Annotated in this window: 20 protein-coding genes; 6 read left to right on the top strand and 14 right to left on the bottom strand. The window is 48.1% G+C overall.

The genetic code is table 11. From position 1 onward, the window contains the following. Nucleotide 1 precedes the first annotated feature (1 nt). Both DFP95_RS14540 and DFP95_RS14535 read left to right on the top strand, forming a co-directional pair. Complete coding sequence (locus DFP95_RS14540) at nucleotides 2-1,102, top strand: GerAB/ArcD/ProY family transporter (RefSeq protein WP_115993363.1); 1,101 nt, start codon at nucleotides 2-4, stop codon at nucleotides 1,100-1,102. Nucleotides 1,103-1,191: 89 nt separating this feature from the next. Beyond that, a complete protein-coding gene (locus tag DFP95_RS14535) occupies nucleotides 1,192-1,671 on the top strand; it encodes a carboxymuconolactone decarboxylase family protein (RefSeq protein ID WP_115993362.1) in 480 nt (159 codons plus the stop codon). Between the two features lie 75 nt (nucleotides 1,672-1,746). On the opposite strand, the gene DFP95_RS14530 is transcribed toward DFP95_RS14535, so the two are convergent. From DFP95_RS14530 to DFP95_RS14515, 4 genes are all read right to left on the bottom strand, one after another. Continuing rightward, nucleotides 1,747-2,391 carry a TraX family protein gene (locus DFP95_RS14530; protein WP_115993361.1) on the bottom strand — a complete coding sequence of 215 codons (645 nt, stop codon included), beginning with the start codon at nucleotides 2,389-2,391 and terminating at the stop codon, nucleotides 1,747-1,749. A 46-nt stretch (nucleotides 2,392-2,437) separates the two neighbouring features. Next, on the bottom strand, nucleotides 2,438-3,469 hold the full coding sequence (locus DFP95_RS14525; protein ID WP_115993360.1) for a Cfr family 23S rRNA (adenine(2503)-C(8))-methyltransferase: 1,032 nt from the start codon (nucleotides 3,467-3,469) through the stop codon (nucleotides 2,438-2,440). 320 nt (nucleotides 3,470-3,789) lie between these two features. Then, complete coding sequence (locus DFP95_RS14520) at nucleotides 3,790-4,773, bottom strand: zinc-binding dehydrogenase (RefSeq protein ID WP_115993359.1); 984 nt, start codon at nucleotides 4,771-4,773, stop codon at nucleotides 3,790-3,792. Nucleotides 4,774-4,862: 89 nt separating this feature from the next. After that, nucleotides 4,863-5,645, bottom strand: a complete 783-nt coding sequence (locus DFP95_RS14515; protein WP_115993358.1) for an alpha/beta fold hydrolase — start codon at nucleotides 5,643-5,645, stop codon at nucleotides 4,863-4,865. 735 nt (nucleotides 5,646-6,380) lie between these two features. On the opposite strand from DFP95_RS14515, the gene DFP95_RS28655 reads away from it, so the two are divergent. After that, nucleotides 6,381-6,959: a hypothetical protein gene (locus tag DFP95_RS28655; RefSeq protein ID WP_147304165.1), complete on the top strand. Its 579-nt coding sequence runs from the start codon at nucleotides 6,381-6,383 to the stop codon at nucleotides 6,957-6,959. 126 nt (nucleotides 6,960-7,085) lie between these two features. Continuing rightward, nucleotides 7,086-7,802, top strand: coding sequence for a hypothetical protein (locus tag DFP95_RS28905; RefSeq protein WP_181907429.1), 717 nt, complete (start codon nucleotides 7,086-7,088; stop codon nucleotides 7,800-7,802). Nucleotides 7,803-7,875: 73 nt separating this feature from the next. Here DFP95_RS28905 and gndA read toward each other — a convergent pair whose 3' ends face one another. The 4 genes from gndA to zwf all read right to left on the bottom strand — a co-directional run bounded on the left by gndA (nucleotide 7,876) and on the right by zwf (nucleotide 13,582). Next, nucleotides 7,876-9,288 (bottom strand): NADP-dependent phosphogluconate dehydrogenase, encoded by a 1,413-nt coding sequence (gene gndA, locus DFP95_RS14490; RefSeq protein WP_115993354.1) that lies wholly within the window; start codon nucleotides 9,286-9,288, stop codon nucleotides 7,876-7,878. Between the two features lie 44 nt (nucleotides 9,289-9,332). Then, nucleotides 9,333-10,001 carry a fructose-6-phosphate aldolase gene (gene fsa, locus DFP95_RS14485; protein ID WP_115993353.1) on the bottom strand — a complete coding sequence of 223 codons (669 nt, stop codon included), beginning with the start codon at nucleotides 9,999-10,001 and terminating at the stop codon, nucleotides 9,333-9,335. Nucleotides 10,002-10,062: 61 nt separating this feature from the next. Continuing rightward, nucleotides 10,063-12,069: a transketolase gene (tkt, locus tag DFP95_RS14480; RefSeq protein ID WP_115993352.1), complete on the bottom strand. Its 2,007-nt coding sequence runs from the start codon at nucleotides 12,067-12,069 to the stop codon at nucleotides 10,063-10,065. After that, nucleotides 12,041-13,582 carry a glucose-6-phosphate dehydrogenase gene (gene zwf / locus DFP95_RS14475; protein ID WP_115993351.1) on the bottom strand — a complete coding sequence of 514 codons (1,542 nt, stop codon included), beginning with the start codon at nucleotides 13,580-13,582 and terminating at the stop codon, nucleotides 12,041-12,043. Before zwf ends, tkt begins: the two co-directional genes overlap by 29 nt. A gap of 113 nt (nucleotides 13,583-13,695) precedes the next feature. Between zwf and DFP95_RS14470 the strand changes: the two genes are divergently transcribed. After that, complete coding sequence (locus DFP95_RS14470) at nucleotides 13,696-14,574, top strand: LysR family transcriptional regulator (RefSeq protein WP_115993350.1); 879 nt, start codon at nucleotides 13,696-13,698, stop codon at nucleotides 14,572-14,574. A gap of 48 nt (nucleotides 14,575-14,622) precedes the next feature. On the opposite strand, the gene DFP95_RS14465 is transcribed toward DFP95_RS14470, so the two are convergent. Both DFP95_RS14465 and DFP95_RS14460 read right to left on the bottom strand, forming a co-directional pair. Then, entirely contained in the window at nucleotides 14,623-15,543 is a 921-nt protein-coding gene (locus DFP95_RS14465; protein ID WP_115993349.1) for an oxidoreductase, read from the bottom strand. A 35-nt stretch (nucleotides 15,544-15,578) separates the two neighbouring features. Then, complete coding sequence (locus tag DFP95_RS14460) at nucleotides 15,579-16,322, bottom strand: SDR family oxidoreductase (RefSeq protein ID WP_115993348.1); 744 nt, start codon at nucleotides 16,320-16,322, stop codon at nucleotides 15,579-15,581. A gap of 166 nt (nucleotides 16,323-16,488) precedes the next feature. Between DFP95_RS14460 and DFP95_RS14455 the strand changes: the two genes are divergently transcribed. Next, the gene (locus DFP95_RS14455; protein ID WP_115993347.1) at nucleotides 16,489-17,067 is read left to right on the top strand and encodes a TetR/AcrR family transcriptional regulator; all 579 of its coding nucleotides are present in this window, start codon (nucleotides 16,489-16,491) and stop codon (nucleotides 17,065-17,067) included. A gap of 78 nt (nucleotides 17,068-17,145) precedes the next feature. Here DFP95_RS14455 and DFP95_RS14450 read toward each other — a convergent pair whose 3' ends face one another. The 4 genes from DFP95_RS14450 to DFP95_RS14435 all read right to left on the bottom strand — a co-directional run bounded on the left by DFP95_RS14450 (nucleotide 17,146) and on the right by DFP95_RS14435 (nucleotide 20,712). Next, nucleotides 17,146-17,754 carry a TetR/AcrR family transcriptional regulator gene (locus tag DFP95_RS14450; RefSeq protein WP_115993346.1) on the bottom strand — a complete coding sequence of 203 codons (609 nt, stop codon included), beginning with the start codon at nucleotides 17,752-17,754 and terminating at the stop codon, nucleotides 17,146-17,148. Between the two features lie 170 nt (nucleotides 17,755-17,924). Continuing rightward, entirely contained in the window at nucleotides 17,925-18,707 is a 783-nt protein-coding gene (locus DFP95_RS14445; RefSeq protein ID WP_115993345.1) for a glucose 1-dehydrogenase, read from the bottom strand. Between the two features lie 205 nt (nucleotides 18,708-18,912). Further along, a complete protein-coding gene (locus tag DFP95_RS14440; RefSeq protein WP_115993344.1) occupies nucleotides 18,913-19,827 on the bottom strand; it encodes a helix-turn-helix transcriptional regulator in 915 nt (304 codons plus the stop codon). 141 nt (nucleotides 19,828-19,968) lie between these two features. After that, the gene (locus DFP95_RS14435; RefSeq protein ID WP_115993343.1) at nucleotides 19,969-20,712 is read right to left on the bottom strand and encodes an SDR family oxidoreductase; all 744 of its coding nucleotides are present in this window, start codon (nucleotides 20,710-20,712) and stop codon (nucleotides 19,969-19,971) included. Between the last annotated feature and the right edge of the window lie 52 nt (nucleotides 20,713-20,764).

Genomic DNA, 20,764 nt, shown 5'->3' with positions numbered 1-20,764 from the left:
CATGAAAGTAAGCAACTATCAAATGTTTTGGTTGATTAACATCTCTTCCATGATCATAGTATCCTACCTCCCCATCAGGTTAGCCGCTGAGATATCGCACCAAGACGCATGGATTTGCATTGTGCTTGGAAGCATGATTATGATGATCGCCACTTGGGTCATTCTCCGGGTATGTAAGCAAAATAAAGACAAAACGTTAGTAAACTTCATTAAAGACCTTCTAGGTACCGTGCTGGGCAAGATCATCGTCGCGGTTTATTTCCTGAATTGGTTCATGCAGTTGTCTTTGATATCTAAAGGAACCGTGGAATTTCAAAATCTAGTTATGCTCCATAACACGCCTATGATCGTCATCTTAATATGCCTGTTATTCCTCGTTGCTTACGCTGTATATAAAGGCGGAATTACGGCAATTAGCAGGTGCGCTGAGGTTATTGGTCCCTTTTTCGTGGTCATCTTATTCGTTCAGCTATTCCTGAACCCTCAGGACATGGATATTAAGCGAATTTTGCCCATCTATACGGACTCAGGCTGGATTCACATACTGAAAGGTACTTTTATATCGTTTAATTATTTGGTTGATCCTTCGATCATTCTCATGCTGTTCTTTTTCGCCGAGAACAAGCGAACCGCTTCGCGAGCTATCTTATGGGGAACGGCGACTTCTATGCTTTGGGGCATCTTGGCAACACTGGTGCTTCTGTTCGTAACCGGACCTCAGATGGCCGCTAATCTAGTAGTTCCTGTATATACTCTTACGAAATTCGTATCTATCCTGAACTTCGTACAGAATATCGACGCTTTTTATATCCCGCTATGGCTTTTTGGCGCCTTTATTAAATTAGCGGTTTGCTTGTTCATCCTTAGCTATGGTTTATCCGAGTGGACCGGCTTCAAGAATTGGAAGCTCATCGCCTGGTTAACGACTTGCCTCTGGCTATCGTACGTGCTTTATAGCTCGTATAACATTCGGATTTCGTTTACTCTCAAGAACTCGTTGCTTATCGGATTCTTCTATCCCTTTATCTATATTGTCATGCCCTTGATCCTATGGATGATAAGCAGTATAAGACAGCGCGGTAAAGCGAAAAGTATCGGTTAACTCCCTTGTTCTCGGAGACAATGTCACAGATTGAACCCTAGCGTCGTTATATGTATGTGAAACAAAAACACTATTGGAGGTAATAAACAATGTCGCAACGTATCAACTATATGCAGCAATCGCCGGAGTTCTTCAAAGCAATGATGGGGTTAAGCAACGCCGAGAATGATAGTTCGATCGAACAAAAGATCCTCCATCTCGTTCATATTAGAGCTTCGCAAATGAACGGCTGCGGATTCTGCCTCGATATGCACATCAAGCAAGCCAAGATCCACGGAGAGGGCGAGCTTCGCCTCTATCATCTTCCGATATGGCGGGAATCGAATCTATTCACGCCGCGCGAACGCGCAGCGCTGGCATGGACCGAAATCCTGACCAAGATTCCCGAGCATGGCGTTCCAGACGAAGTATACGATCGCGTTCGCGGGCAATTATCGGAAAAGGAATTGTCCGACCTCACCTTCTCCGTCATGGCGATCAATGCGTGGAACCGCGTCAACATCGGCTTTAAATACGTGCCGGGTTCCGCTGACGTTGCCTTCGGACTAACGAAAGCAGGATTGAGTTAATATCCAAACTTCCTTAATCCTGTATGCAAAAGAACCCTGCGAAGGGTTCTTTGCATTTCTATAGGAATAATGATATTACTCCACGCTCAAGCTCACTTCCGTTATCGCGGTTACCATTGCTAGTATGAATAAATGTCCTGGGTAGAACCCTCTCCATAACCACCGGGGAACCCGAATCTCCATCCCGATTCCTCTGAGATGCTTGGCATAGACCAGGAACACCGTCGGTACAATGCTAAAGATTTGAATCTCCCAGCCCTGATAGAAGAAAATAGCCGCGTTCAAAGCCATATGAGTCGCTATCCAATAATTTCGAGGAATAAATCGGTACGTCAGGATGAGTAGCAACGCGTACGCTCCATAGTCGAACGGCAGCGCTTCTAGAACTACGAATGCCACGGCAATGATCCCGAGATTAGCCCATTTGGATGGTACGACTTCCCAAACGATGAGTATGCCTAGGCATACTACAAATGTGGCTATCACGTTGATTCCGATGACCTGAAGGCCGAACATGAAGGGTAACTGCGAAATGCTGGCAAGCATCAATAGACGGTTAAAATATTTTCGACGGTTCTTTGTATGAACGAAGCCCTGGACGATACCGTAAGCGTACAACGGAAACGCGATACGTCCGATAATTCTCCATATTTCCGATTCCGGAAAATATAACACGCCAACGTGATCTATCAACATGGTCAGCATGGCGATAATCTGCATCCTTGTTCCTCCTGACTATCGTATTCCTCCATTGTAGTCCATTGAATTACTTGGATCCATATAACTGGCCGCAGGCTGCATCGATATCCGTCCCGAATTGAGTTCTAACGGTGACATTGATTCCCTTAGCCTGTAATATTCGAACGAACGTCGCGACGCTGTTTCGATCGGATTGCCCATAGCTTTGGGGCGTCTCATCCGTTGAATTGTAAGGAATCAAGTTAACATGATAGAGATGTTCCCATTCTCCCCTTCCCCGCAGCAAATCGGCGACAGCTTCCGCGTGTTCCGATGTATCGGTTATCCCTTTCAACAAAATATAAGCGATATACACTTTTCTACCCGTATGCTGAATATGATTATCCAACGATTTCATCACCTCGCGCAGCGGGAATCGATTATTTATGGGCATGAGTTCGCTTCTCTGATCATCGAATGGCGAATGCAACGAAAATGTTAAATTAACCTGCGGGAAGTCCGTCATCAGTCTGTGTATTCCAGGTAATATTCCGATAGTTGAAACGGTAATTCTTCGATGACCTAATCCGAACAATTGCGGGTCCGTCAGTATCGTTAACGCGTCAAAGAGATGCGGATTCGCAAGCGCCTCTCCCATCCCCATAAAAGATACGCTGTCCAGGGGATAGCCGTTCAAGTTAAAGTACAGCAATTGGTCGGTTATTTCATCTGGCGTAAGATTTCTCTTCAAGCCTATCGTGCCTGTCGCGCAGAAGCGACAACCAAACCCGCATCCGCACTGAGAGGAAATGCAATAGGATTCCCATCCGCGTTTGTAGCTTAACCTAACTGTCTCAACGCGCTCATCGCCAGCTATTGCAAACAGGATCTTGCTGACCTGATTGGATTTCTTTTCTACAACCGGGGTAATGCTCGACACGCGATTTCCAAGCTCCTTGATCAGCTCCTCACGCAATATCTTTGGTATCATGGTCATTTGATCATATTCAGCGATCTTTTGCTTAAAAATAGCGTCAATGATTTGAAGATATCTATAACCCGGCTGTTTCAGGCTCGTTATGATTTGCCGAATCTTATCGTATTTCGATATTGGCTTCATTATTTTTCTCCTCTTAGCACGGAGAAAAAACGCAGAAAAGCACCAGACGTATCGGCGCTTTTCTGCGTTTTACATTAACCAAGCTATACAATAAGAAGCGCAAAGCAATATTACAGCCATTGCTTCGCTAAGCGTTCCTATATATAGAAGGATAAAGCTCCGATAGCTGCGTTGTTATTTGGTGAACCGTGTCTAAGATCATTTGAAAAGACAGGTTCACGTTAACATCTACAACCTCGATCATCGCTTTATCCCTCCTTATCATACTGACGATTAACTTCATTGTTAGCGACTATTTTATCATACCTGTTTTACATTTTCTATAAGCTCACCACGATTTTACCCATCACATGTCGCTGCTTCAACCGTGTAAGTTCCTGCGGTACTTCATCTAGCGAAATTCGCTTGCTTATCGTCGACCGTATTTTACCGGCAACCATCAATTCCATAAATTCTTCCGCCATTACGCCTAATTCGCTTTCCGCTCTCTTATCGTTCGATAAATGAGCTCCCGCTAGCATCATTTTGTGAATCGTGAAGGTTTTGTGGGAGGGTTGGAAATCCGCTACGATCTCGGGTGCGCCTGCAATGCAGGCAAGCTGGCCTCCGAAAGACAGCATCGGCAGATCCTCCTGTGCCGACTTGCGGTTGATGGAATTCAGAATATAATCCACGCCAAGTCCATTCGTTAACTCCATGACTCTTTCGTGTATGTTCCCGACGTTATAATCAATGACAATGTCCGCGCCTAATGATTTAACGTAATCAAAATTGTCGGGAGACGCAATCGTTAGAATTTGGGAAGCTCCATACGCCTTAGCCAGTTGAATCGCATATCCGCCGACTCCACCCGCACCTGCATGGATAAGAATGCTGCTTCCGGCTTTCATATTCATTTTCCGATTTAATACCTGATATGCCGTCAATCCCGCACACGGAAACGCCGCTGCTTCTTCGAATGAAATGCCATCCGCGATACGGCCAACCGCATGAGCTTTGGCGATATTATATTCTTCGAAGCTACCCGGCCTAACGAAGCTGCCGTGATACACGACGCGGTCTCCCTTACTCCACTGCGTAACCCCTTCCCCTACCAGGTCCACGATGCCGGCCGCGTCTACGCCCGGAACGAATGGATAAACCCAATCGGGATGTCCGTTCATCGCCATTTTATAATCTACCGGATTTAAGCTGGCAGCCTTAATGCGAACTCTGATTTCTCCATATCCCGGTTCGGGGATCGGGAGCTCCTGCAAGGTTAACGTATGCGGCTCGCCGGGTGCGTTCAATACGATCGCTCTCATGAATTAATTCTCCTTTTTAGTTCGAAGATGGTTCCATATATTCTATAACTTGTCCATCCGGTTGCTTAACGATAAATAAGTATATCCCTTCAACCTATAAATTGCATTAATAAGTGATTAAATTTGTCGCGTTCTTCATAGAAAGAGCCATGTCCGCTGTATTGAAAGGGAACTAGCACCGAATTTTTGATTAGCTTATTGGTTTCCTGAGCATTAACGTACGGAACGATTTTATCATGGATGCCATGAACGATTAACGTAGGTACCGCTATTTTACCCAGATCGCCGTAAACGTTCTCGTCCCTTAAAGTAACCATGATCGCTGCCGTCGACCATCCTGCCGCTTGTAGGCCAAGCTGAAAAAACCAATCCATGAACGGAATAGTCTTGTACTGGAAGAAGAATTGATCCCCTAATCCCCGCAGCATATTAGGGCGGTCGTTTAGCGTTTCTGTAATGAATTGATTTGCGGCTGCTTGCGGTACGGAATGGGGAGACTGAGCATCAACAAGAACAAGCTTAGATACGCCGTAACCTTGATGTCTTGCTACGTATCGAATCGCGATCGCTCCGCCAGCGGAGTGCCCCACGAGTGTGAAATCTTTTAACTGCAATGCCTCGACTACGGCTCGGATGTCATCGGCCAATCTATCCAAATGATACCCCGTGTAGGGCTTATCGGAATTACCGAAACCTCTCCAATCCATGCCTATGCACCGAAATCCCATGGATGGAAGAACATTATACTGATATTCATATTGATTATGGTTTAATGGCCATCCGTGTATAAATAAAATTACCTTTTTCGAGTCCGGGTTTAGATCCTCTACGAAAATCCTTACGCCGGGCTCAACAGTAACATAGTATTCCATGATATCTCCCCCATTAATTATAGTGGTAGCTCTAATAATATACGCAACAAGAGAACCATAGGTGAACGCCTATTTTTAAATTAGAGGAAGTAGCAATCATAAGCAAAGGTGTGCCGCGTAGCACCCCTTTTGCTTCAAATGAATATCCCGTGTTCCGTCTTGGTTACAGCGTCGAGGATGCCTGTCGTAACAGCGACGATAGTTGTTCGTAATCCACCATTTGTCCTTGTCGCAGCTTCAAGGTCCTCCTTTCTGGAATCGCGCTCTCGTTTACCGATCAGGTAGATCCAACACAACGAAGCCCCTCTCTTCTATTGGATGGGGATAAATCATGCATTATTTTTTTGCATCACTACATAACTTAAAATATACACACAACATAGGTGCTGTTGATAAGGTACAGATTATAGATTGCGATCAAACGAAGGAGATGATAATGTGGGAAAATTTAAGTGTCCTCCAGGCCCTCCCGGTCCTCCTGGTCCAGGGGGACCGCAAGGACCGCCCGGCCCCCCATTGCAAGGACAGCAATTACTTCAAGAACTCGCAGGAGCAATTGCCGCTGCAGGACCCGTTGGTCTAGCGGGAATACTAGGACCAGCCGGGCTCGCAGGTCTTGCAGGAGCACTCGGTGCTGCTGGACCTACAGGACTTACAGGACTTGCGGGAGCACTCGGTGCTGCTGGACTTGCCGGACCAGCGGGGCCGCCTGGTCCTGCCGGAGCTACGGGAGCATTGGGGCCAACTGGCCCAATCGGTCCTCCTGGCGCTGGAGGAATCATCCCATTTTCGACGGGAATCATCCTCAGTGGTGCTGCTGTGGTTTCAGCCGCTCCCATTTTAATGGGTTTCGGTAATCGCACGGTTGAAGTGATCGATGGTTCGGGTGAATCGACAAGCCCTCCTGAAGCAGGCGGTTTTGCTTTCCCGATTCCCTTCCCGGGTATCGTTCAAAACTTACAGATAAGCGCAGATCTATTGGTTGCTTCCGTAGTGTCCATTAATACTCTTGGTCTTCAATATGATTTTACGGTTTTCCGCGCACCGTCAGTTCCTAATAACGGGATTGATCATATTTCGTCAGCCTATCTGACAACTCCGCTAACTAGTTCGGTAAGATTCGGGTTTCCGAATAATATCATTACAGCGGGTACCTTCCGAACCGCAACGAATTTAAATGTCGGTGGATCGTTAGTCGTTGCTGCGGGGGATCGAATCGGTATTCGCGTAAGAACTCTTCAATCGACAGATGCTTCGGCAGCGGATATCACTCAACTCTCGTTCAGCGCCAGCCTTTCTTATACTCCTCTTTAATAGCACATCCTGTTCGGAATGATATCCCTCTCCATAATAGGAATGCTGGCATTCGTTAAGTAACGGCGGTTGTTATTTAACTGCCAACTACCGTTACCGATTAATCACTGCTAAGGAGCTGACCTTATGGGTAAATTAAGCGGTCCTCCCGGTCCTCCCGGACCAGTAGGACCGCAAGGGCCTCCAGGTCCGCCAGGCCCACCTGCTGCGGGACCGCAATTACTTCAAGAACTCGCAGGCGCAATTGGGGCAGCTGGACCAGCTGGACTTGCGGGAGCGCTTGGACCAGCGGGACTTGCGGGACTTGCGGGTGCGCTTGGAGCAGCTGGGCCTGCAGGTCTGGCAGGTCTTGCGGGAGCACTTGGGGCAGCTGGTCTTGCGGGAGCGATAGGTCCAGCAGGTCCAGTTGGACCTGCTGGAATTGTGGTCGTTAGATTTGCAGGAAGCAACGATCCTGTTCCGTTCGTTAGTAACCCCGATGAAATACCGTTTGCTATGGTGGAACTAACGCTCCCCCCTATCACTCTAGTAGCGAATCAAGTCGTGAAATTAGATGCCTTTTCTAATATTAGTTTCAGCAGCGTTCAAAGCTATTCGGTGAATAGCTTCATATCCCGAAACCCTGGAGACTTTGTCACGACTGATAACGACGCGATCTTTCAAGATCCAAACCAGCCGAATTTCGAACAGATCATCGTCACGACCAGTCTGACTTGGGTGGATAACCCAGGCCCGGGAATTTATAATTATACGTTTACGATTATTGCCTTAGCTCCATCTGGAATAACCGAAGGTTCAATTGATAGTCGAGGATTTACAGCTCTGGTGATAAATAACGTTTAAACAGAAAGAAGCCCGCGTTGTTTCGCGGACTTCTTTCGAACAGCCTTCTTGTCATTCAGTGATCGATTACTCGTTAATTATCCATCCACTGAAAGTGAAAGCTGCCCTTTTGATCGAGTCGCTCGAACGTATGCGCCCCGAAATAATCCCGTTGCGCTTGAAGTAAATTCGCAGGCAGTCTTTCCGTACGATAGCTGTCGTAATACGCCAGAGCGGATGCGAACGCAGGAACCGGAATACCTCTGGTTACGGCAATCGAGATGACTTTTCTCCAAGCATCCTGATAGTTTTTAACGATTTCGCCGAAATATTCGTCCAACAACAGGTTTTTCAAAGCCGGATCCCGGTCATAAGCATCTTTGATATTCTGTAAAAACCTTGCGCGAATAATACATCCTCCGCGGAATATCATAGCGATGCTGCCATAATTCAAATTCCAACCATACTCGTCGGATGCGGCTCTCATTTGAGCGAAGCCTTGCGCGTACGATGCGATTTTGCTCGTATACAAAGCCTTGCGAACGGCTTCGATGAATTCTTTAGGGTCCCCGTCGTAACGGGATGCAGCAGGACCCGTAAGACGCTTGCTTGCAGCCACGCGTTCTTCCTTCATCGCCGAGATAAACCGCGCGAACACCGATTCGGTAATAATGGACAACGGAACGCCAAGATCCAGCGAGCTTTGGCTCGTCCATTTGCCGGTTCCCTTCTGTCCCGCGGAATCCAGAATGACGTCCACCATCGGTTTACCGGTATCCGGATCCGTCTTCGCGAAAATATCGGCCGTGATCTCGATCAAATAACTATCGAGCTCGCCTTTGTTCCATTCGGAGAAAATGTCGTGCAGCTCGTTCGTGTTTAATTTCAGTACATCCTTCAGCAAGTGATACGCTTCGCCGATCAGCTGCATGTCGCCGTATTCGATGCCGTTGTGCACCATTTTAACGTAATGACCGGCGCCGTCTTCTCCGATATAGGTCGAACAAGCGTCTCCGTTCACTTTGGCGGAAATGGCGGTCAAGATCGGTTCAACCAGCTCGTATGCGTCTCTTTGACCTCCTGGCATAATCGCTGGACCGTTCAAGGCGCCCTCTTCGCCGCCTGAAACGCCAGCGCCGATAAAGCGGAACCCTTTGGCCTGCAGTTCTTTATTTCTTCTCTGCGTGTCGGGGAAAAAGGCGTTTCCTCCGTCGATCAGAATATCTCCTTGACTGAGGTGCGGCACAAGCTGATTAATCGTATCGTCCGTCGGCTGACCTGCTTTAACCATAATTAAAATTTTACGCGGGACTTCCAAAGACTGGACGAAATCTTCGACACTGTAGGTGCCAACAAGATTCTTTCCTTGCGATTCCGCCACAAGTTCTTTCGTTTTGTCCGGAGAACGGTTATATAGAGCGACCGAGAACCCTTTGCTCTCGATATTCAAAGCTAAATTTTTCCCCATTACGGCTAATCCTACTACGCCGATTTGCTGTTTACTCAAGACGATTTCCTCCCTGTCATTCCTGTCATGTTGCTTTGTCTCGTTTAGTTCTTAACCGCTTTTTCCCAATCCGCCGCGAATTTCTCCAGGCCTTGTTCCGTTAAAGGGTGCTTGGAGATTTGCTCGATTACGCTGAACGGCACAGTCGCGATATGAGCTCCCGCCATGGCTACGCGAGTGACGTGATCGGGGTGACGAACCGATGCGGCGATGATTTGGGCATCCAAGTTGTGGACGCGGAACAATTCCGCGATCTTGGTAACTAATAACACGCCGTCTTCCGAGATATCGTCTAACCGGCCTAGGAACGGGGAGACATAAGTGGCTCCGGCACGAGCAGCCAACAAGGCTTGGTTTACGGTGAAGATGAGGGTTACGTTCGTCTTGACGCCTTTTTTAGTTAAATAACGGCACGCTTCCAGACCAGCCAACGTCATCGGCAGCTTGATCGTTATGTTCTTGTCGCTATTGTTGATTTTGATTAGCTCTTCCGCTTGGGCGATCATTTCTTGCGCGGTTACCGCATCGGGCGTAACTTCAGCCGAAACGGATTCCACATCGGGCACTAATTTCAAGATCTCCTCGATACGATCTTCGAATTTCACGCCTTCTTTAGCCACTAAGGAAGGATTCGTCGTTACGCCGGCTAGTACACCTACTTGATAAGCTTTTTTGATATCCGTTACGTTCGCGCTGTCGATGAAAAATTTCATTTTGAATTACCTCCATAAGTTTAATGTGATTAATTATGCGGTATTTATTTTATGCATCGGTTCATTTTGACGCGAGTACATCTTTCGATATCCGAACGACATTGTCGACGGAGAAGCCGAAATAATCCATGACTTCGGCACCGGATCCGGAAGCTCCGAACGTATCGATAGCGATCGCTTGACCTTGCGGACCCACGTACCGGTCCCAGCCCAGCGAAATTCCGGCTTCGATGGAAACGCGCCGGCTGACGGCGGAAGGAAGAACGGATTCTTTGTAAGCTGCGGGCTGACGTTCGAATAGCTCCCTGCTAGGCATAGCTACGACTCTAACTGAAACCTTAGCTTTCTCTAACTCGGCTTTTGCATTCACGGCCAGGGAAACTTCCGAGCCCGTTCCGATCAGGATGATATCCGGTTTGTCGTTTGTTTCCGTCAGGACGTAAGCTCCTTTGGCTACCTCTTCGACGTTCGATTTGGTCGCTTCGTAGATCGGCAAATTCTGTCTGCTCAGCACGAGAGCTACCGGACCTTCTTTTTGCTGCAAGGCGTATGCCCATGCGCTTGCCGTTTCATTGGCATCGGTCGGTCTAATGACCGTAAGACCCGGGATGGTGCGTAACGCGGCTAGATGCTCGACGGGTTCGTGCGTAGGTCCGTCCTCTCCGACGGCAATGGAATCATGGGTAAATACGTAAATAACGGGCAGCTTCTGAATGGCGGCCAAACGGATCGAAGGCCGCAAATAATCGCTGAATACGAAGAAGGTGCTTACGAAAGACTTAACTCCTCCGTGTAGAGCCATACCGTTACCGGCTGCTCCCATGGCATGCTCGCGAACGCCGAAGTAGATATTTCGTCCCGAATATGACTCGACGGCGAAAGTCTGCTCCCCGTTAATGTCCGTCATCGTCGAATGGGATAGATCGGCGCTGCCTCCGAAGATGGACGGAACGGATTTCACGAAATGATTGATCGCTTGACCGCTTGCGACGCGGGTCGACACGGTTTTGGACGAATCGAAAGTAAGAACGTCCGCCGCATTGATCACCACGGAACCCTCGATGACTTGCTCAAGCTCCTTGCCTTGCGCCGGGTGTTGCGATTTGTAAGAAGCGAACAGTTTGTTCCACTGTTCTTCTTTAGCCGCGCCATTCCGTTTAAGCTCTTCGAAATGAGCTCTCACTTCATCCGGAACGGTGAATTCTTCTTCATGCTTCCAGCCGTAAACTTCTTTCGTTGCTTTCGCTTCTTCTTTGCCGAGCGGGTTGCCGTGCGCTTTGTTCGTTCCCGCTACCTTGCTGCCGAAGCCGATAATCGTCCGGATTTCGATAATCGTTGGTTGCGAAGCGTTTTGCTTAGCTGCGGCGATCGCTTCGGTGATTTTCGATACGTCGTTGCCGTCTTCCACCCGAAGATATTCCCAGTTGGCCGATTCCGCTCTTTTTTGAATGTTTTCACCGAAGGAAAGGTTTAAGTCCCCGTCCAATGAAATGTCGTTGGAATCATACAATACGATTAATTTGCCAAGCTTCATATGGCCTGCCATGGACATCGCCTCGTAAGAGATCCCTTCCATCAAACAACCGTCGCCGACAAGCGCGTAAGTATGATGATCGACTACCGGGAAGCCGTTTTGATTGAATTTCGAGGCCAAATGAGCTTCCGCCATCGCCATTCCGACCGCCATTGCGATTCCTTGACCTAGAGGTCCGGTCGTCGCGTCAACGCCGTCCGTATGACCATATTCGGGATGTCCGGGCGTCTTGCTGTTCAGCTTGCGGAACTGTTTCAGATCGTCTAGGGACACTTGGTAGCCGGACAAATGCAGGAGGCTATAGAGCAAGGCCGATCCATGACCCGCAGACAGAACGAATCGGTCGCGGTTGAACCATTTCGCATGGCCGGGATTATGATTTAACAGCTTGGACCAGAGAGCATATGCCATAGGCGCCGCTCCCATAGGAAGCCCGGGATGACCGGAATTGGCGCTGTTAATGGCATCGATGGACAATGTGCGGATCGTGTCGATAGATAATTGATCAATGGTTTGCGTTTGCGTGATAGGCATATTGTTCTCCTTCTTTCGTATCCGTGTCTGTGTCTTGTTCCGTCTTTGCGTCGAACCACCAATGATAACCATCCTCGGCTAATAACGCATCGGATTCGGTCGGACCGTATGATCCGGCTGCGTATTTGCGAAGCGGAACGACGTTCTCTTCGAAGGCTTCCAAGATAGGCTGCACCCACTGCCAGGATAATTCTACTTCGTCCCAGTGCGCGAAGAATGTGGGGTCGCCGTGCAAGGCGTCGTGAATCAAATTTTCGTAAGCTTCCGGAACGTCATCCTTCTTGGAATGGAAGTCGATAAGAATCGGCTTGAATTCCTCTTTATGATCAGGATCTCTCGTGTTCAATTGAAGGGTGATACCTTCGTTCGGACTGATTTCGAATACGAGAAGATTCGGGACTTTGCTATCCTCCGGCGTCGAGCTCGGCTGTTTCAACGGACCTTTGAATTCGATCACGATCCGCGTCGATTTCTCCTTCATTCTTTTACCGGTACGGATATAGAAAGGTACTCCCCGCCAGAAGAAATCGTCGATCTGCAATTTGGCGGCAATAAACGTATCGTTCATGGAAGTAGCGGCAATACCCGGCTCGGAAGTATAGTCGACAACCGGTTTTCCATTGATGACTCCCGCCGTGTACTGAGCCCGAACGACGTTAGCGCCGACGGATTGTTTCTGCAGCGGCTCGAGAGCTTCCATGATCTTCTTTTTCTTATAGCGCACGTTCTCGGAGGATGTGCTGTCGCTCGGAAGGTGGATCGCCAGCATCATCAGCAATTGCAGCATATGGTTCTGGAACATATCCCTTACGGCGCCGACATGGTCGTAATAACCCGCGCGCTCTTCGACTCCGACCGTTTCGTTCGCCGTAATCTGTACGTTGGCGATGTAACGATTGGTCCATAATGCCCGAAGAACCGGATTCGTCTGTTGCAGCACCTCAAGTTTCTGCACCATAGGCTTGCCGAGATAATGATCGATCCGGAAAATTTCGTCTTCCGCGAAAGCTTTGCTCAATTTCTCGTTTAAGTCCCGGGCGGATTGCAGATCATGTCCGAACGGTTTCTCGATCACGAGACGCTTCCAGCCATTCGCGGAACCGAGCCCGCTTTCTTGGATGTTGGCGGCGATCGTTTCGAAAAATTCGGGTCCGACCGACAAATAAAACAATCGATTCGGCGAAATGCCAAGCTCTTCTTCGCGTAGCTCTATTTGGTTAAGTAGCTTTTTATAGTCGTCTTTACGGCCTACGTCCAGAACGCGGTAACGGAATGCGCTCAAGAAGCTATTCATCAAGACGGGATCTTCCGCTTGCCGTCTGGAAAACATACGGAGAGATTGCTCGACGTTGGCCTGAAAGGTTTCATCCGACAGCTCTCTTCTTCCAAGACCGATCAAGGAGAAGGTTGGCACAAGCTTTCGGTCGATAAATAAATTGTAAAGGGCAGGGTATATTTTTCTTTTGGCTAAATCCCCGGTGGCTCCAAATAAGACAAACGTAGTAGAGTCCATAATCCTTTCTCCTTTCCAGCATAACTCTGGTTTCTGTTTCGTAGTTCCACTATAATACGTTTAGAGGTCATACAAGTAATTAATATATTTAACAGGAGCTATAGACCACATCTATGAACAATAACTACGAGTTATATAAGGTTTTTTATTGGGCAGCGAAAATGGGTAGCCTGACCCAGGCCGCCAAGGTATTGTTCCTCACTCAGCCCAGCGTCAGTCACGCCATCAAACAGCTTGAAGATAGCTTCGGTCTCGTGTTGTTTTATCGAAATTCCAAAGGGGTCGAGCTAACGCAAGAAGGGTCCGTGCTGTATTCCTATATCGAGCAGTCGCAGATCATGATTTCGTTGGCGGAAGAGAAAATGACCGCGCTCAAAAACCTGGACAACGGCGAGCTTAGAATCGGGGGAAGCGATTCTTTGTTCAAACATTACGTACTACCGTATTTGGAAGAATTCCACGAAAGACATCCCGCCATCAAGCTGCATCTGAATCACGGAACGACTCCGGAAGTCATCACCTTCCTTAAGGAAGGCCGAATCGATCTAGGAGTCGTTAGAATGCCGATCGTCGATTCGCAGCTTGAAGTAAAAGAGAGCTTTCAATTGCAGGATTGTTTCGTTGCGGGTGCGCGTTACGCGAAACTTAAGAACTCGGTGATATCGCTGGAAATGCTGCTTCAATACCCCATCATCCTCTTCTCTAGGAATAGCCGGGCACGTATGACGATAACGGAGCTGTTCCAGAGCTACGGCTATACGATTAAACCGGAAATCGAAGTCGGAAGCGTGGATCTTCTTATTGAGTTCGCTCGCAGGGGACTCGGTATTTCTTACGTGACCAGGGAATTCGTTTCCAAAGAGCTCGAAGACGAATCCCTCTTCGAGATACGATTGGACGTGCCGTTGCCCCCTTCCCACGTGGGAATCATGACGATGCGTAACATGCCTCTAACGAGCGCCGCAAGCCGATTCATTGAATTAATTCGATAAAAAAAGAAGTCCGCGGTCTACGCGGACTTCAAAATAAGACCAGGATGTTTACGATAAATACGATATTCCCGTCAAAGTCTCCGAGACGTCCCATAACCGCTTGGCGACTTGCGGATCGTATACTTTTAATACGGACTTATCTACTTTAGGATAACCCTTGTTGCCGCCTTTCCCATCCGGTCCGATGTATTCCCCGCCTTTGAGTATTGGAAAAGTCGCCGCGTACAGAGAAGGTAAAGCTCCCATCGCCGCGGATTGCGTTCCAATCAGTTTCATAACTATTTTCATCGGCAGGCTGGTTTGTTTGCCGGAACCGAGCGAGAACAGATTCGTATTGGCTCTGCCGGGATGGCTCCCAAGGCTTATCGCAGAGGATCCGCTAGCCTTCAGCCGCGCATTCAGCTCCATGGCGAACAAGAAATTGGCCAGCTTGCTTTGACCGTAGAATTTCACCCTCTTATAGCCTTTGCCGCCATCCAGATTATCGAATTGAATTCGGGCTCCGTTCATAACCGTACTGCTTAAAGTAACGACACGCGAAGACGGGGCATTATTAAGCGCAGGCAATAGAAGTCCCGTAAGCGCGAAATGGCCGAGATGATTGCTCCCGAACTGGAGCTCGAAACCGTCCTTGGTTTGTTGAAACGGAGGCGTCATAACCCCAGCATTGTTAATTAATAAGTCGAGCGAATCATAAGACTGCCGGTACTCCTGGGCAAACTTACGAACGCTGGCGAGATCGCTTAGATCTAGCTTCATTAATTTGATCCCGGCACCGGGAAACTCTTTCTTCAGTTGTCTAGCGACCTCCTCCCCTTTTTCAATATTCCGGATTGCCATTACTACTTCCGCACCCTTATCGGCAAAAGCCCGAGCGGTTTCATAACCGATTCCGCTGCTCGCCCCCGTAATGACGACCCTTTTGCCCTGCTGACTCGGCATCTGATCGGTTGTCCAATTATTCATCATCCTAATCTCCTCTCTATTTGGACTATGACGATGGTTTATGCCAATGCGGTCGGTCTAACCACGATCTCGTTCACGCCGACATCATCGGGTTCGTTAATGGCGAATGCGATCGCTCTGGCTATGCTATATGGCGATATTGCCATACTATTGTACAACTGACTTGCGAAAGCTTTGATTTCCGGATTGCTGATCGTATGGACCAATTCGGAATCGGTCAATCCCGGCGAGACGATCGTCGATCGAATACCGGAGGTAGGGGATTCCTCTTGGCGAAGCCCATCCGAAATCGCTCTAACCGCGAACTTCGTTGCGCTATATACGGCCGAAGTCGGACTAACATGATACCCTGCAACCGAAGAAATATTGATGATATGTCCCGATTGCTGTTCTCTCATGGTCGGCAATACCGCGGCGATTCCGTACAGCACTCCTTTGATGTTGACGTCGATCATTTGATCCCAATCGTCGACCTTAAGCTCATGAAGCGACGAAGCGGGCATAATTCCGGCATTATTCACTAGAACGTCGATGCGACCGTATTGCTGCAACGCGAATTGCGCCAGCTTCTGCATATCATCCCTGGAAGCGACATCCGTCGGTAGATAAACCGCTTCGCCTCCGTTCTGTTCGATTTCTTGCGCGATGGTTTGCAGACGATCTTCTCTTCTTGCCGCCAGAACGATCTTCGCCCCGTTCTCAGCCAATAACTTCGCCGTAGCTTCTCCGATTCCGCTGGATGCTCCGGTAATTACGACTACTTTGGATTTTACGTTGTCCAATGTTATCGCCCCTAATAATATTATTCAACTGAAGTTGCTTATTTAACAGTTGTTGATTATTATCATATATTATAAGGCGATTTATTCAATCGTTAATACGCGCGGTTTTGTTCCATATGCGACAACTTCGCCGCGAATGTTCAATAACTGGGGAGGGAATTCCGGAATGGTTACCGAAACGAAAACGGATAGACGAATTCTGAGAACGAAGGAAGCCATAAACAAAGCATTTCTCGAACTATTTACCGAGAAGGAGCTCGAGCAAATCACGATTAACGACATCTCCGAACGAGCTAACGTAAACCGCGGAACGATCTACCTCCATTACACCGACAAATACGACTTGCTCGATAAATGCATCGAAGATCATTTAAGCAATATGTTCGTTGCTTGCTCCGTCTCCATCGATTTTAATCGGGATAAAATAGATCTGATCGACGAGCTGACGTCGGTATTCGACTATTTCGAAGCCAACTTTCTGTTCTTCTCCGCCATGATATCCACTCAAAGAACATCGGTATTCCGGGAGCGCATGCTTCAAATCGTCGTAGCCAACTTAAATGAAAAGCTAGACCAACGGGATATTCATCGGAGCATGAATAAGGAGCTGATCGTTCAATTTACGGCTTCGGCTTTCGTCGGCACGACGGAGTGGTGGATTCGTAATCATATGCCGCACTCTCCGCAATACATGGCCGAGCAACTATGGAAGCTATTCGAAAAACATGACGTATACGCTCGGTGATCCAATCTTACAGGTCAAAACGGAAAAATACCCCTTATGCGGACTATAACACCGCATAAGGGGTATTTTATTTAGAACTTATCTCAAGCAGAGCTCGTTTTTCACGTATTGATTCAATTGACCTTTAATCATGGCGATATAGGACAGGTCGGTGAACATCTTACTTAATAGTATACCGCCTTCGGTCGTCGCCATCATCATGGTCGCCGTCTTACGAGGATCCGTATCGGAACGAATTTCTCCGTTTTGAATTCCTTTGGCGATTTCGTCCTCAAGAGATTGAATGAACACGCGCATGGCGGATTGCGCTCGATCCAGTAGTTTCTCCGACCGACCGTCGTCCGCTTCAATGGTCGCGTTCATAATCGGACAGCCTCCCGGCATCCTGGGGTTCTCCGTGAAACTCAGATACGCTTCTATATAAGCCAAAATTCGATCCTCTGCGGAGGATTTCAACCTAATCGACTCTTCTAAATATTGTCCAATGGAGTCGCAGCAATAATCGAATGCTTGAAGAGCCAACTCTTCCTTGTCTTTAAAATGGTTATACAAGCCGCCTTTCTGCATTCCGGTTGCTTCCACGATTTCCGAAAGCGAAGTAGACAAAAATCCGTGTTGATTCATCAATTTCGCGGATTGCTCGATAATATGCTTTTTTGTAATTTCGCCTTTTCTAATCGTACCCACCCCCTCTTTGCATTTTAGGACAGACCGTTCATTTATTTTAGACGTTTCGGGTACATCTGTCAATATACCGCGATTGGCGCTGCGAGCCGGAATGCATGCCGAAACAGCAACCGAGAAGTTAATGCTCTCGGTTGCTGATTATCGAATTCAACTTCATTGTTGCACGCTAATCAACCCGCTACTTCTTGGCGATAGATAGGAGCTCCCATAGGAGAAGAAGTCGCGCCTCCATCCACTACGATTTCGGTTCCATGGACGAAAGAAGACTCGTCCGAGGCAAGGAACAAGACCGCATTGGCGATTTCATCCGGGTTTCCCATTCTATTCAACGGTATGCTGGGAGCGAGCGAGGCTTCCAATTTAGTCAAGGCATCTCCTGTCGTTTCCCCCCAGATCGGCGTGACGGTCGCGCCGGGAACTACCATATTTACTCGGATTCCGCGAGGAGACAGCTCGGAAGCCAACGCTCTTACCATACTTCTAACAGCCCCCTTGCTGGCCGCGTAAGCAGCATTTCCGGATAATCCCAGCGATGCAAGCACTGAACCGTTCAAGATGACCGAAGCTCCCGATTTCAGCTGAGGCAATGCAGCTTGAACGGTAAAGAATGCCCCCGTAACGTTGGTCTTCATAATTTCATCGAAAGCTTCCATCGTCGTTTTGCCTAATGGCGTACTCCCTGCAATACCCGCATTCGCGAATATGACGTCTAATTTGCCGAATTTATCGATAGCTGCGGCAACCGCAGCATCCATGCTTGCCGGATCGCTTGTATCCATCCGCACGGCAAATGAATTGACGCCTAGCTCTTCAACCGCGGCTGCCAATTTACTTTCGTTACGACCAGTAATAACAACCTTCGCACCTTCGGCAATGAACAATCTCGCGGTCGCCAGTCCGATACCGCTATTTCCACCTGTAATGAAGGCTACTTTTCCGTTTAATCTTTCCATGTCGATCACTCCTCAATTGATATGTGATAATAAATAATACCGACCGTTCATTTTTATATTATAGTAAGGATAATCAGAAATGTCAACGGCAAAGAGAGGAGCAAAGGAATAGATCCGTACTCCTCTCCACGCGCCCATCTTATACATGTATAACTTCCGGCCGTCGCCACGGTAACGAAATAATCCATCCAATATAGAGCAATCCTTAATCCGAGCGTTGCTCCAATTTTCTACGGATCGCGTCTATGTTCGTCAAAATTTTCGCGCGCAAATGCTCGGGTTCAACGTTCACAAGAAGGGTCCCGAACGAAAGCAAATAGCTTTCCAGCCAGGCGCCTTCGGGAAACTTCGCTTTGACTACGTAAGAACCGTCCGGATTAAGCGTGATCGTCTTTTCGTCGAATTCGTCGTAAACCCGATAAGCTCCCGCTGCGGTGATCGTCAGAGTGACGTCAAGTGATTCGACCATGACGTTGTCCTCAGCCTCCGAGAAACTTATCGCCTGCCTGGATTCGAATTTAGTGTCGGTGGCGACTATGTCTTTCATTCGGCTTATCTTGAAGGTGCGGTTCCCGTTACTTGTCAGGCAATAACCCATTAAATACCAAGCTTTGCTCTTGAACAGCAATGTCGCCGGTTCGACGCTTCTGTTGCTCTGGTTCCCGAACGTATTGTAATATCGAAACGTAATGACGCGATTCGTAGCAATCGCTTTGCGAAGGAGCGGAAAAAGCCGTCTCTCGCGTTCCTCGCTCCCCCACGGGGAGAAATCCACTTCGATCCAGCCATTCCCGTCTTTCTTGAACAATCTGCTCAGTTTACCTAATACTTCTTCTATTTCAGGAAACCTTGCGGCGGTCAGGCTCTGAAGGCCCATCAATATATCGTCTTGCTCCCGTTCGGACAGCAAGGAGGCGTTGAAGACAAAACCCTCCATCAACGATATACCTCCGCCTTTCCCTCTGCTGCTGAAGATCGGGATGCCGGCTTCGCTTAATATATCGATGTCCCTATATATGGTTCTCGTAGAAACCTCGAATCTTTCCGCCAGTTCGGATGCGGTCAAAGTCTTCTTATGCAACAGCAAATACACGATTTCGAAATGGCGGCTAATCGACATCCCTATCACCTCAATGACAGTATACGCCATTAATATGACATTACAAAGTCACATTAAGCGAACTCGCATGTACGAAAACGATCGTCCTCCGCAAGCCCGAAAGAGGCAGCGCCGAGGACGACCGTATTGTGAAACTAAAAGTTATGACTGCTGTACCGTCGGTCTAATCACGATCTCGTTCACTCCGGTATCGTCTGGTTCATTAATCGCATAAACAATAGCTCTCGCAATACCGTCCGGAGAAATGGCTATTTGGCCCAGTTGACTCACCATGGCTTTAATGTCGGGATTGGTGATTCCATTCGTCAGCTCCGAATCCGTTATACCCGGAGAAACGATCGTGGAGCGAATACGGGATGCCGGAGATTCCTCTTGACGCAGTCCTTCCGATATGGCTCGGACGGCGAATTTCGTAGCGCTGTATACGGAAGAGGTGGGAGATACGTTGTAACCCGCTACCGAGGAGATATTAATGATATGACCCGACTTTTGCTCCCTCATGGACGGGATAACCGAGGCTATTCCATATAAAACCCCTTTGATATTGATGTCGATCATTTGCTCCCACTCGTGGACTTTTAATTCGTTTAATTGCGATAGAGGCATAACGCCCGCATTATTCACCAACACGTCGATTCGTCCGTATTTCTTTAACGCGAATTGCGCTAATCGATTCATTTCTTCCAATGAAGCTACGTTTGTTTTAAGATAATTGGCTTCTCCCCCTTCTCTTTCGATTTCTCCCGCTATCGTTTGCAACCGTTCTTCCCGTCTCGCTGCCAACACTACCTTCGCGCCGTATTTAGCCAATAGCTTCGCGGTAGCTTTTCCGATGCCGCTGGACGCTCCCGTAATGATGACGACTTTGGATTGTATATTCTCCACTGTTATCTCTCCTTGATATTGAATGTGGTAACAGGTTTACTATACGACGCGT

This window comes from Cohnella lupini (assembly GCF_003386205.1).
GTDB classification, from domain to species: Bacteria; Bacillota; Bacilli; order Paenibacillales; family Paenibacillaceae; genus Cohnella; species Cohnella lupini.
This window is presented reverse-complemented; position numbering and strand designations above follow the sequence as displayed.